At 75.4% G+C, this 11,622-nt stretch carries 12 protein-coding genes; 6 read left to right on the top strand and 6 right to left on the bottom strand.

Annotated features, from left to right (window positions below; translation table 11 throughout):
* Window positions 1-112: 112 nt before the first annotated feature.
* Window positions 113-769, bottom strand: coding sequence for a peroxiredoxin-like family protein (locus tag AB0L40_RS23240; RefSeq protein WP_364360381.1), 657 nt, complete (start codon window positions 767-769; stop codon window positions 113-115).
* Window positions 770-885: 116 nt separating this feature from the next.
* Here AB0L40_RS23240 and AB0L40_RS23235 point away from each other — a divergent pair, with 116 nt between their 5' ends.
* Both AB0L40_RS23235 and AB0L40_RS23230 read left to right on the top strand, forming a co-directional pair.
* A complete protein-coding gene (locus tag AB0L40_RS23235) occupies window positions 886-1,491 on the top strand; it encodes a TetR/AcrR family transcriptional regulator (RefSeq protein WP_364360379.1) in 606 nt (201 codons plus the stop codon).
* Between the two features lie 218 nt (window positions 1,492-1,709).
* Window positions 1,710-2,615: a CHAP domain-containing protein gene (locus AB0L40_RS23230; RefSeq protein WP_364360377.1), complete on the top strand. Its 906-nt coding sequence runs from the start codon at window positions 1,710-1,712 to the stop codon at window positions 2,613-2,615.
* A gap of 75 nt (window positions 2,616-2,690) precedes the next feature.
* On the opposite strand, the gene AB0L40_RS23225 is transcribed toward AB0L40_RS23230, so the two are convergent.
* Window positions 2,691-5,411 (bottom strand): phosphoenolpyruvate carboxylase, encoded by a 2,721-nt coding sequence (locus AB0L40_RS23225; RefSeq protein ID WP_364360375.1) that lies wholly within the window; start codon window positions 5,409-5,411, stop codon window positions 2,691-2,693.
* Window positions 5,412-5,621: 210 nt separating this feature from the next.
* Between AB0L40_RS23225 and AB0L40_RS23220 the strand changes: the two genes are divergently transcribed.
* Complete coding sequence (locus tag AB0L40_RS23220) at window positions 5,622-6,041, top strand: nitroreductase/quinone reductase family protein (RefSeq protein ID WP_364360373.1); 420 nt, start codon at window positions 5,622-5,624, stop codon at window positions 6,039-6,041.
* A 126-nt stretch (window positions 6,042-6,167) separates the two neighbouring features.
* On the opposite strand, the gene AB0L40_RS23215 is transcribed toward AB0L40_RS23220, so the two are convergent.
* Together AB0L40_RS23215 and AB0L40_RS23210 are read right to left on the bottom strand one after the other, a co-directional pair.
* The gene (locus AB0L40_RS23215; protein ID WP_364360371.1) at window positions 6,168-6,722 is read right to left on the bottom strand and encodes a hypothetical protein; all 555 of its coding nucleotides are present in this window, start codon (window positions 6,720-6,722) and stop codon (window positions 6,168-6,170) included.
* 135 nt (window positions 6,723-6,857) lie between these two features.
* Window positions 6,858-7,601 carry a hypothetical protein gene (locus tag AB0L40_RS23210; RefSeq protein WP_364360369.1) on the bottom strand — a complete coding sequence of 248 codons (744 nt, stop codon included), beginning with the start codon at window positions 7,599-7,601 and terminating at the stop codon, window positions 6,858-6,860.
* A 65-nt stretch (window positions 7,602-7,666) separates the two neighbouring features.
* Here AB0L40_RS23210 and AB0L40_RS23205 point away from each other — a divergent pair, with 65 nt between their 5' ends.
* Together AB0L40_RS23205 and AB0L40_RS23200 are read left to right on the top strand one after the other, a co-directional pair.
* Window positions 7,667-8,896, top strand: a complete 1,230-nt coding sequence (locus AB0L40_RS23205; RefSeq protein WP_364360367.1) for a glycoside hydrolase family 3 N-terminal domain-containing protein — start codon at window positions 7,667-7,669, stop codon at window positions 8,894-8,896.
* Window positions 8,897-8,902: 6 nt separating this feature from the next.
* Entirely contained in the window at window positions 8,903-9,721 is an 819-nt protein-coding gene (locus AB0L40_RS23200) for a DNA alkylation repair protein (protein WP_364360365.1), read from the top strand.
* A gap of 208 nt (window positions 9,722-9,929) precedes the next feature.
* Here AB0L40_RS23200 and AB0L40_RS23195 read toward each other — a convergent pair whose 3' ends face one another.
* Together AB0L40_RS23195 and AB0L40_RS23190 are read right to left on the bottom strand one after the other, a co-directional pair.
* On the bottom strand, window positions 9,930-10,241 hold the full coding sequence (locus AB0L40_RS23195; protein ID WP_364360362.1) for an AzlD domain-containing protein: 312 nt from the start codon (window positions 10,239-10,241) through the stop codon (window positions 9,930-9,932).
* A complete protein-coding gene (locus AB0L40_RS23190) occupies window positions 10,238-10,969 on the bottom strand; it encodes an AzlC family ABC transporter permease (RefSeq protein WP_364360359.1) in 732 nt (243 codons plus the stop codon). The genes AB0L40_RS23195 and AB0L40_RS23190 overlap by 4 nt, the downstream gene beginning before the upstream one ends.
* A 282-nt stretch (window positions 10,970-11,251) precedes the next feature.
* Between AB0L40_RS23190 and AB0L40_RS23185 the strand changes: the two genes are divergently transcribed.
* Window positions 11,252-11,557, top strand: a complete 306-nt coding sequence (locus tag AB0L40_RS23185) for a hypothetical protein (RefSeq protein ID WP_364360356.1) — start codon at window positions 11,252-11,254, stop codon at window positions 11,555-11,557.
* The last annotated feature ends 65 nt before the right edge of the window (window positions 11,558-11,622 follow it).

Genomic DNA, 11,622 nt, shown 5'->3' with positions numbered 1-11,622 from the left:
TGGTAGTCGATAACTTCTGTGCCGTGCCGTGGTGCAGGACTTAACTCACATCGGCACGGTCGTGCGTTGATGTCGTCTACGTTCCGGATGCCATGCCCGCGGCGCGGAGCGATCAGGCCAGCCGCGCCACGGCGTCGAGGATCGCCGCGGGCTCGGTGCGCCGCGCGTAGTTCGGCTGCACGTCGATCCACGCGATCGCGCCGTCTCCGTCGACGACCACGACCGTCGGCATCGGCAGCCCGGGCGTGCCGTCCGCATTGACGGCCGTCACGTCGAGCCCGAGCTCGAGCTGTGCCGCTCGCGCGTCGTCGGAGCCGGCGGAGAGGACGCCGAGCGCGGTGGCGATCTGGTTGCCGGGGTCCGACAGGACGTCGTAGGTCAGCTCGGCCTGCTCGCGGGTGCTGAGCGAGCCGTCGGGCTTCTGCGGGCTGATCGCGACGAGGCGGACGCCGGCCTCGGCCAGCGGCCCGGTCAGGTCCTGCTCGTACGCGCGCAGGGCGACGTTGCAGTACGGGCACCACGCGCCGCGGTAGAAGACGACCACGGCCGGGGCCCCGTCCCGCGTGGCCGCGAGCGTCGTCGCCCGGCCCTGCACGTCGAGGAGGTCGCCGTCGGGCATCCGGTCCCCGGCGTCGAGCACGCTCGCGGGGACGCCCGCGGCGTCGAGCGCGTCCTGCTCCGCTCCGAAGCGCGCGGCGATGTGGGCGGGGAGCTCGACGCCGGACAGCGCCGCCTCGATGCGTCCGGCCAGGGTGGTGGATGTCGTCATGGGTGCCTCGGGGTCGCGTCGTACGAAGAACTGGACGATGTCGTCCAGTTCTGCCTTGGCGCCGAACCTAGCACGTACTGGACGGGATCGTCCAGAACGTCGGTACGATGGTGGGCATGGCCACGGAACCGACGACCGAGCGGGGCCGCGCGACGCGCGGGAGGATCGTCCGCGCGGCGGCCGGGCTGATCGCCGAGCGGGGGGTCGCGGGCATGTCGCTCGACGACGTCTGCCTGCAGGCGCCCGCGTCCAAGAGCCAGCTCTACCACTACTTCTCTGGCCGGGACGAGCTGCAGCAGGCCGTCGCCGAGGCCACGTGCGAGGCGGTCATGGCGGGGCAGGCCACGCTGCTCGACGACTTCGGCACGCTCGAGGGGGCGGAGCGGTACCTCGGCGCGATCGTCGCGCTCCAGCAGCAGCGCCAGGCCCGGGGCGGCTGCCCGATCGGCTCCCTGGCGGGGCAACTGGCAGAGCACCACGAGGGCTCGCGACGCGCGCTCGTCGACGGCTTCGACCGCTGGGAGGCCGCGCTGCGCACCGGGCTGGAGGCGATGGCCGAGCGCGGGGTCCTGCGGCCAGGAACGGACGTCGCGAGCCTCGCGGCCCAGATCCTCGGGGCGATCCAGGGCGGCCTCCTGCTCACCCAGGTCCGTCGCGATCCCGGCCAGATGCGCCAGGCCGCGGACGCCGCGCTCGTGCTCCTCCGGGGGGCGACGGCCTAGGGGTCCTGCTCCGGACCTCGTCGGCGCGGCTGCGGACCGGGCCCGCGCCCGCGACCACGCGCCCGGTGGGCCTGCGTCGCGGGAGACGACGGCGCGCCTGCGGGCGCGGTGGACGTCGTCGTTCATGAGGACTCCCTGAGAAGGGCGCTCCGATCGGGGACGGGGGACATACGGTGGACGCACCCCATCGCCGCGTCGTTCCGCAGGAGGAACACCCCATGGTCCCCGTCCCAGTCGCATCCGCCGGCGCGCGTCGTCGTGCCCGCACTGCCCGGCCGCTCGCCCTCGCCGTCCTCGTCGCCGGCCTGGCGGCCCCGGCCGCCGCCGAGGCCAAGACGGCCACCGGCACCGTCACCGTCAACAAGGGCTACACGCTCGTCGCCCGCAGCACGCCGTCCAACGGCGGCGCCGTCGTCCGCCAGCTCCAGAACGGCGCGAAGGTCAACATCCTCTGCCAGACGGAGGGCGAGAAGGTCGCGGGCCGCTTCGGCACGTCGAAGATCTGGGATCAGCTCGAGGGTGGCGGCTACGTGTCGGACACCTTCGTCTACACCGGCAGCGACGGCCGGGTCGCGTCGGCGTGTGCCGCGGACGCGGCACCGGAGAAGCCGGCGGCCCCGGCCGAGCCCAGCGCCCCCGCGACCGGGGCCCAGACGGGCGCCGAGGCCGGCGGTGCGATCGGCACGGGCGGGTCCTCGAAGAAGGTGGCCAAGGTCACGCTGAAGAACGACTACCCGTACCCGACGCGTTCGTGGGGCGCCGTGGACCCGTGGAACTTCTTCTACCGCGAGTGCACGAGCTTCGTGGCCTACCGCCTGAGCCGCAACATCAAGGGCTTCAACAACCAGTGGGGCAAGAAGGACGGCAAGGCGTTCGGCAACGCGGAGGACTGGGACAACCGGGCCCGCGCGCTCGGCTACGTCGTCGACACCACGCCGACGAAGGGCTCCGTGATGGTGCGCAACAGCGGCCGCAGCGGCCACGTCGCGGTGGTCGCGAAGGTCGGCAAGGGCGGCAAGTTCTACGTCGAGCAGTACAACGCCGGTGGCACCCACAACTACAGCAAGCAGTGGCTGACGAAGACCGGCGTCATGACGTTCATCCACTTCGACCGCAAGAAGTAGGAGACGGACGGCCCCGACCCGCGAAGCTCGGGGCGGGGCCCGCACCCCCTGCGGGTGCCCCGCACCCTCCTCCTCTCAGCCGGTGTTGCGCATCCCGGCCGCGATCCCGCCGATGGTCGACAGCAGCGGGCCGTGGGCGTCGTCGTCCCCGTCCCGCGATCGCCGGAGCAGCGCGACCTGGATGTGCGACAGCGGGTCGATCCAGGGGTTGCGGTGCGCGAGCCGGCGCTGCAGCGCGGGGGTGGCGTCGAGCAGGTTGTCGGTGCCGCGGATCTCGAGCACGACGCGCTGGACGCGGTCGTGCTCCTCGCGGATCGGGGTCCACAGCTCGCGGGCGTCGGGGTCGACGAGCTCGAGGTAGCGCTCGGCGACGCCGAGGTCGCTCTTGAACAGCGACATCTCGAGCATCGAGACGATCGTGCGGAAGAACGGCCAGCGGTCGATCATCTCGCGCTGCAGGTCGCGGTCGCCGTGCTCCAGCGCGGTGCCGGTGCCGTACCAGGCGGGCAGGAGGATGCGGTTCTGCATCCACGCGAAGACCCACGGGATCGCGCGCAGGCCGTCGACGCCGGTGGTGCCTCCGCGCTTGGCGGGGCGCGAGCCGATGTTCATCTCCGACAGCTCCGCCAGCGGCGCGGCCTGGTGCAGCAGGCGCGGGAAGCGCTCGTCCTCGAAGACCAGCGCGCGGTACGTCTCGCGCGAGATCGTCGTCAGCGTGTCGAGGTGCTCGCGGTACTCCGGGCGCGGCTCCGCGGGCGGGGTCAGCGTCGCCAGGACGACGGCGGAGACCGTCTGCTCCAGCGAGCGCACCGCCAGCTCGGGGTGCGGGTAGCGCTGCGAGAGCGTCTCGCCCTGCTCGGTGATCGCGATCCGGCCGCGGACCGAGCCCGGGGGCTGGGAGAGGATCGCGCGGTGGTGCGGCCCGCCGCCGCGCGACGTCGAGCCGCCGCGGCCGTGGAAGAAGCGCACCGAGATGCCCTGCTCGTCGGCCTGCGCGACCAGGCGCTCCTGCGCGCCGTAGAGCCCCCACTGCGACGCGATGAAGCCGCCGTCCTTGGCGGAGTCGGAGTAGCCGAGCATGATCTCCTGCGCCCCGCCGCAGCGCTCGAGGTGCTCGGCGTACGGCTGCGTGGCGTAGAGGTCGCCCATCGTGCCCTCGGCGCCCGCGAGGTCCTCGACCGTCTCGAACAGCGGGACGATCGGGACGGCCGGGGTGTCGCTCGTCTCGGCGGTGTGGGTGAGCAGGAACTGCGTGCAGAGGACGTCGCTGGGCTGGCGCGCCATCGCGATGATCAGGCGGCCGATCGCGTGCGGGCCGTGGTCCTGGATCGCGCGGCCGACGGCGGCGATCCCGTCGATCGTGGACGCGGCGTCCTCGTCGTCGACGGTCGCGGTGAAGCGCGGGGCGCCGGTCAGCGCGGTGACGAGCAGCTCCTGGCGCCCGGCCTCGTCGGCGTCCGCGTACCCGTCGATCAGGTGCGCGGTCGCGTGCTGCAGCGGCCCGGCGGACTGCCGGACGTCGAGCGCGGCGACGAGGAACCCGAACGTGCGGGCCTGCGCGAGCAGCCGGGCGATCCGACCGTGCGCGACGAGGGTGGAGCTGCACGACGCGCGCAGCAGCTCGAGGTCGGCGATCAGGTCCTCGACGCCGTCGTAGCCGCCCTCGCCGCCCTGCGCCGCGCGGTCGAGCCGCGCGGCGACGAACGTCAGCTTGCGGCGGAACGGCTCGTTCGCGCTCGCGCCCTGGAACGTCACGCGCGGCAGCTCCCGCTCGTCCTTCTCGATCGACGCCTTCAGCTCGTGGGTGACGAAGACGCGGTCGTCGGCCTGCGAGAAGAGCACCGCGAGCCGGTCGACGCGCTCGCCGAGCAGCCGCAGCGCCGTGCGGCGGTGCCGCTGCAGCGACGACGCGATCGTCTCCGGGCCGACGTTGGGGTTGCCGTCCATGTCGCCGCCCGCCCAGCTGCCGAAACGGATCGGCGCGCGGCCGGACGTGACGACGGTGCGCGTCCCGACCGTGCCGTCGGGCGGGCCCACCACGGCGGTCGTCGCCCCGGCGGTCCGGGCGGCGGCGCCGCCGCCGTCGGGCGGCCAGGCCACGCCGAGGGTGCGCGAGAGCTCGAGCAGCAGGTCCGGGACGGCGTCGTAGAGGACCGACTCGACGTGCAGCAGCGTTCGGCGGACCTCGTCGTCGGGGCGCGGGCGGCGCGCGCGGACGTCGTCGGTCTGCCACCAGACGGTCAGGGTCTCGCGCAGCTCGTCCTCGAACGCCCGGCGCCGCGTCGGCCCGAGGCGCGGGTCGTCGAGCGTCTCCATCAGCGCCCACACGCGCTGCTGGTGGTCGAAGATCGAGCGCCGCGTGGCCTCGGTCGGGTGCGCGGTCATCACCAGCGCGACGTCGAGGTCCGCCAGCGCGCGGGCGCGCTCGTCCCGCGAGAGCCCGGCGGTGGTCGCGGCGGCCGCGGCGAGCGACTCGCGCTGCGGGCCCTGGTCGTCGGCGTCGTGCGCGCGGCGGCGGCGCAGGCGCTCGAGCTCCTCGGCGATGTTCGACAGCTGCAGCGACATCGTGCAGGCGCGGACGATCGGCCCGAGCTGCGACGAGCTGAGCCGGCGGATCGCGTCGACGAGCTCCTCGGCGTCGACGCCCTCCGGGTCGGCCCGCAGCGCCGCGGCGCGGTCGCGCAGCCAGAAGACGCGCTCGCGGAACGCGCGGCCCTCCTGCTCGACGAGCACGCTCCCGAGCAGGCGCTCGAGCAGGGCGGTGTCGCGGTCCAGGGTGCTGGGGGCGTCGGGCATGGCTACGTCGATTGTCACGGTGCGGCGCGGGACCTCGGTTGGACCGGTGGAGCGGACCCGACGTCCGGGTCCCGCCGTCACGGGACGGCGGTTCGAGTATGCGCGATCACGGTCGTTCGTGGTGAGGGATGATCGATGCCGTCGGCGAAGTTCCCGTGCGATCCGTCCGTCCCCTCTTGGCGGTTCGGGTGCCCGGGTACGGTAGGACGCATGCTCTTCGGTGCCGAACACGTCAAGCGCTACCGGGAGACCGGTGGGAAGGAAGGCCACGACTGGGAGGGGACGACCACGCTCATCCTCACCACGACGGGCCGCAAGAGCGGGGAGGAGCGAGCCACCCCGCTGATCTACCGCGAGGCCGGCGAGGGCGTCTACGCGATCGTCGCGTCCAACGGCGGTGGGGACGAGCCGGCGTGGTTCCTGAACATCGCCGAGCGGCCCGAGGTCACGGTCCAGGTGTGGGACGACGAGTTCGTCGCGCACGCCCGGGTCGCCGACGCGTCGGAGAAGCCGGAGCTCTGGAAGTCGCTGACGGCGACCTGGCCGGCGTACGACGACTACCAGGAGAAGGCGACGCGGGAGATCCCGGTCGTCCTCCTGGAGCGGAACTTCGCCGGCAGCGTCGACTGAGGATCGGGGCGCCGCCCCGGGGCCGACGTCCCGGCGGCGCCGCGACGGCCCGCGGCGGGCGTGTCGGCGGCACGGGCGGCGTGCCGGGCGCGCGCGACGGATCGCGCGCGGCCCCGGCGGTGCGGCCTACTCCTCGGGGTAGGAGTCCTCGAGCCAGCGCTCGAGCGCGTGGCCGCCGGCGGACGTCAGCTGGCCGTCCTGGTCGACCCAGTCGCGGACGTGCAGCTCGAGGCCGAGCGCGTGCGCGTTGCGCGGCTGCGTGCCGAGGCCCGTCTGCGTCGCGAGGGCGACCGTGCCGGGCTCGACCGTCCAGCGGCCGGAGTCCAGGGCGGCGAGCGCCTGGCCCTGGGCGGGCGTCGGCAGGTCGACCGGCGACGGCACGCCGTCGGCGATCGGGGCGGACGCGACGTCGTCGGGCTGGACGTCGGCCATCGGGGCCGGCGTCGGCGCCGGGGCGCCGCCGGGGAACGGGTCCTCGCCGACGAACTGGCGGCGCAGCCACTGGCCGGCCTCGTCGGCCATGCCGCGGGCGCGCTCGGGATCCAGGCCGCTCTGGCGGGCGAGCTTCTCGAGGTCGCCGAGGTCGCTGCGCGACAGGCGCTCGGCCGACTTCGTGACCTCCGCCGCGATCGAGCGCAGCGTCTCCTCGAAGGACTTGGGCTGGTCGTCGTCGTCGCTCATGCACCGATGATCGCACCCGCACGTGTGGGTGCGATCAAGGTGGCCCGTTTGCAGGGGCTTTCCCCGGGCGCCCCGCGGCGCTCCGGTCGCGGGGCCGGGCCGGCTCCCGCGGCGCGCCGGGTGGCGCCGGGCCGCTCAGGTCGGCTTGCGGCCGACGATCACGTCGTAGTCCACCGAGCCGCCGTCCATCAGCAGGCGGTGGCGGAAGCGCTCGGTGTGGACGACCTCCGTCGGGGCGTCGTCGCCCGAGACGGCGTTCAGCGCGACCTGCGCCCCGCCCCACTCGGCGACGAGGTCGCTGGACGCGGTCAGCGCGATGAACGCGCCGGCGGGCAGGAGGCCCCAGACGCCGATCAGGCGCTCGAGCGGGATGTGGCCCGGGCCGAGGGCGGCGGCGCAGGTGAGCGCGCCCAGCTCGTGGCGGCGGACGGCGGCGCCGATGTGGTCGAACGCCTCGGGCGTGCCGTCGTCGATCACGTACTCGGCGTAGAGGCCGGGCCGGTCCCGCTCGGCGGCGGTGCGGGCCTCGACCAGCGCGTCGCTCGCGACGGGGACGCGGAAGCCCGCGTCGCGCAGGCCCTCGCCGATCACGCCGTTGCCGGCACCGACGTCGAGGACGCGCACGTCGCCCGCGTCGAGACCCGCGGCGGCGACCGCGTCGGCGAGCCGCGAGACGATCGTCGCGGGGGACGCGCACTCCAGCTGGTGCTGGACGACCTCCTCGTACAGGCCGGGCACGGCGTAGACGAGGTCGTAGTCGTGCAGGCGCAGGCGCTGCTCGGTCCCGTCCGGCCGGCGGACGACGAAGGTCTCCTCGTCCTGGCCGGCGCCCGCCGTCCGGTCGAGCTCGACGGTGTAGTCCAGCGCGGTCCTGGTCATCCGTGAAACGTCGCATCCCCGGCGAACGCGTGCGCCGCGCCCCCCGGGCCACTAGCCTCCGGTGCGTGTCGCCCGCACCCCCCGACGATCCGTTCGTCCGCCGCCGGGTGCGGCGCCCGCCGGGCGAGGAGCTCGCCGCCCGGCGCCGCCGGGCGGCCCTGCTCGGGGTCGTCGGGCTGATCCTCCTGATCGTCCTGCTGCGCGCGGTCGCCTGTGGCGGGGACGACGAGAAGGCCGCGAAGGCCCCGCCGCAGACCCCCGCGGAACGCATCGCCGGATCCCTGAGCTCGACGCAGCTCGTCGGGCAGACGGTGATCGCGCCGTTCCGCAACGCCGCACCCGGCGAGATCCCGCCGGCGATCCGCTCGGCGATCCGGGCGGGCCGGATCGGCGGCGTGATCCTCTTCGCCGAGAACGCGTCGACGCTCTCGACGGTGCGCACGCTCACCGCCAAGCTGCAGCGGATCACGCGGCCCGGCGCGCTCAACGGCGTACCGCTGCTCGTGATGACCGACCAGGAGGGCGGCACGGTCCGCCGCGTCACCGACGCGGCGCCGCGGGCCTCGGCGGCGGTCCAGGGGCGCGGCGGCATCGGCGTCGTGCAGAAGGCCGGCCGCGACAGCGCGCTCGCGCTCTGCAGCGCCGGGGTGACCGTCAACCTCGCCCCGGTCGCGGACATCGGCACGGGGGTCCTCTCCGCCGCCGGTCGCACCTACGCCGCCGACGCGCCGACCGCCGCCCGGGCGACCCGGGCGTTCACGACCGGCGCGCACGAGGGCGGCATCGCCGTCGCCGTCAAGCACTTCCCGGGGCTCGGGCGCGCGGCGGCCGACACCGACGCGACCCGCGTGCGGATCCCGACGTCGGTCGACACCCTGCGGACCCAGGACGCCCTGCCGTTCCGCACCGCGATCCAGTCCGGCGCCGAGCTCGTGATGCTCTCCAGCGCGATCTACTCGGACCTGTCGCCCGCGCCGGCGGTGCTGTCGCCGCCGGTGATCTCGGGCGAGCTCCGCGGTCGGCTCGGCTTCCGCGGCGTGACGATCAGCGACGACCTCGAGGCCGGGGCGTTCGCGGCGGCGTCGTCGCCGGCGCAGGTCGCGCGCGCCGCCTCGCAGGCCGGGGTCGACCTGCTGCTCTACGCGCGGACGACCGACGCCGCCCTCGCCGCGTCGCGGGCGCTGACGTCGGACCTCCGCGACGGCCGTCTGCAGCTGCGCACGCTCCGCGCCGCCGTCGCCCGCTCGATCGCCCTGCGGACCCGCCTGGCCGGCACCTGCCGGGCGACGCGCTGAGCGCCCGTGCCGACCGCTGAGGAGCTGCTCGGCGACGCCGCCGTCGCCGGGCTCGTCGCCTGCCTGGAGCGGACGGACCCGGGGCTGCGGGTCGCGGCCGTGCGCCGGGCCCGGGCGGCGCTCGGGCCACTCGCGTTCGGCGAGCGCGTGACGGCGGTCTCCGACGCGCTGCTGGCCGACCTGCCCGACGACCTCGCGGGGTTCGCCGCCGTGCTGCGCGCGGCGCTGCGCGACCCGGCGTTCTCCGGCTGGATGATCTGGGCGGTCGCCGACGCCGCGAGCCGCCGGGCGCTCGAGGACCCGGCGGACGACGCGCTGGAGACCGGGCTCGCCCTGCTGCGCGAGCTGACGCCGCGGCTCACCGCCGAGGCCGCGATCCGCCGGCTGCTCCAGCACGACCCCGACCGGGCGCTGGCGGTCGTCACGGGCTGGACGACCGACCCCGACCCGCACGTCCGGCGACTGGCGAGCGAGGGCACGCGGCCGTTCTTGCCGTGGGCGCGGCGCGTCCCGGCGCTCGCGGAGCGCCCGACCGCGACCGTGCCGATCCTCGACGCCCTGCGCGGCGACCCCTCCGAGTACGTGCGCCGCTCGGTCGCCAACCACCTCAACGACCTCAGCAGGGTCGACCCGGAGCTCGCGGTCGCGACCGCCGGCCGCTGGCAGCTGACCCTGGCCCCGGGCGAGCGGACGACGCTCGCGCGCCGCCGGCCGTTCGTCCCGATCACGACGCGGCGGTACCACGCCGGCGAGCACGCGATCGAGCTGCAGGTCAACGGGCGGCGCTACGGGCGCGCCGCGTTCGAGCTCGTCATCCCGGCCTGAACGCCCCCGGAACGAGCTCCGCCGCCCGGACCACCGGCTCGGGACGGTGATACGGACGGCGGTGACGACGGCGGCGCGCCCGACCCGCGCTGCCCCTCGGCTGGGGTGGTGGGGGAGACCACCGAGGGGCGGGGCCCGGGGCCGCTGCGATCGACGCGAGGCATCTACCCCGTCCGCGGGGCGGCAAATCTCGAACGGCCGAGGTTCGTCAGCCGATGGCGCGCAGCCCGGCCGTGACGACCGCCGCGACGACCACGCAGACCAGGATCGAGCCGCCGCGCAGCGCGACCGCGCCGCCCGCGGCGACGCCGACGGCCTCGACGCCGAGGCCGAGGTGCCCGTCCTGCCCCGCGACGCCGGTCACCACGAGCGCGGCCAGGAGGGCGGGGGCGAGGAGGGTGATCACGCCCGTCGCGCGTGCGGGCAGCGGCCGGCCGCCGAGGGCGACCGGTCCCACGCCCTTGATCAGCGCCGTGACCGCGGCGCAGGCCCCGATCAAGAGCCAGACGTCGACGCTCATGCGTCGGGTCCGGCGCGGTCCGTGCCGAGGTCGTCCGGGGACGACCGGCGGTCCGCGGCCGGCTGCCCCGCGGCATCGGCGCCGTCGCCGGTCGCTCCGTGGTCGTCCCCCGGTCGCGTCCGCAGGCCGACCAGGGCCGCGAGGCTCGCGGCGAGCACCGGCACCCCCGCAGGCGCGAAGGGGACCAGCGCCAGGGCGAGCAGGGCCCCGCCGGCCGCGACGCCGCGTCCGCGGCCGGTGCGCAGCTCGTGGATCAGCAGGACGAGGAAGAACGTCGGATAGACCGCGTCGAGGCCGAAGCGGTCGGTGTCGCCCAGCGCGCCGCCGCCCACGGCGCCCGCGATGCTCCCCAGGACCCAGGTGACGTACTGGACGGCGGTCGACCCGAGCAGGAACGAGCGGTCGAACGTGCCGTCGGGCCGCGCGGCCATCGCCCACGACGCGTCGACGACGGCCTGGCCCTCGAGCCCACGCCGGACGGGGCCGCCAGGCAGCGACGGCCCGAGCGCGATGCCCATCGGCAGGAAGCGCGAGTTCATCAGCGCGGACGCCGCGACCGCCGCCCCGAGCCCCCCGCCGGCGGCGACGATCGTGACCGCCGCGAACTGCGCCGATCCCGCGAAGACGATCGCCGACATCACGATCGCGGCGATCCACGAGAAGCCGGTGTCGACCGCGAGCGCACCGAAGGAGAGGCTGAGGATCCCGCCCGCGAGGGCGAACGGCACGCCCGCCCGCAGGCCGGTCCGGAACGCGGCGCGGTCGATCGCGCCGGGGGACGGGGCCGCGGCGCCGCCGGTGGTGGGGGATGGCGCGCTGATGGACCCATCATGAAGGGTGGATCCTGGCGCGGCGCGGGCCGCCTCCGCGCCGGTGGACCGGCCGCCCTCTTCGGCTGGTCTTCGGAAACTCCCACGGCGATCCCAGGGGATTCCCAGCCGACCGGGAGAGGGTGGCTGCAGCCGTCGGGGAGCCCCGCGGTGTGCACGAGCCACAGGAGAGCACCACCCATGACCCCTCGCATCCGCAAGGCCGCCGCCGTCGCGTCGTCCGTCGCCCTCATGGGCGCCGCCGGCATCGGCGTCGCCAACGCCGCCGACAGCACGTCGACGAGCGCCACGACCACGTCCACCACCGCCAAGGGCCCGGGCGGCCCCCGCGGCGGCGGCCCCGGCGTCCACGCCGACGACCTGGCGCAGGTCGCCAAGACGCTCGGCGTCACGACCGCGAAGCTCCAGGCCGCCGTCGACGCCGCCCGCCCGGCGAAGGGCGACGGGCCGAAGGGAGTCTCGATGACGGTCGAGGACGGCTCGTGACCGCGCTGCCGCTCGCGGATCTCGTCGAGCCGGTCTCGGTCGCCCTGAAGTTCGCGATCGTCGGC

It is taken from the genome of Patulibacter sp. NPDC049589 (assembly GCF_040675535.1).
In the GTDB taxonomy this organism is placed as follows: domain Bacteria; phylum Actinomycetota; class Thermoleophilia; order Solirubrobacterales; family Solirubrobacteraceae; genus Patulibacter.
Note: the sequence above shows the minus strand (reverse complement) of the source record. Positions and strands in the feature narration are given on the sequence as shown.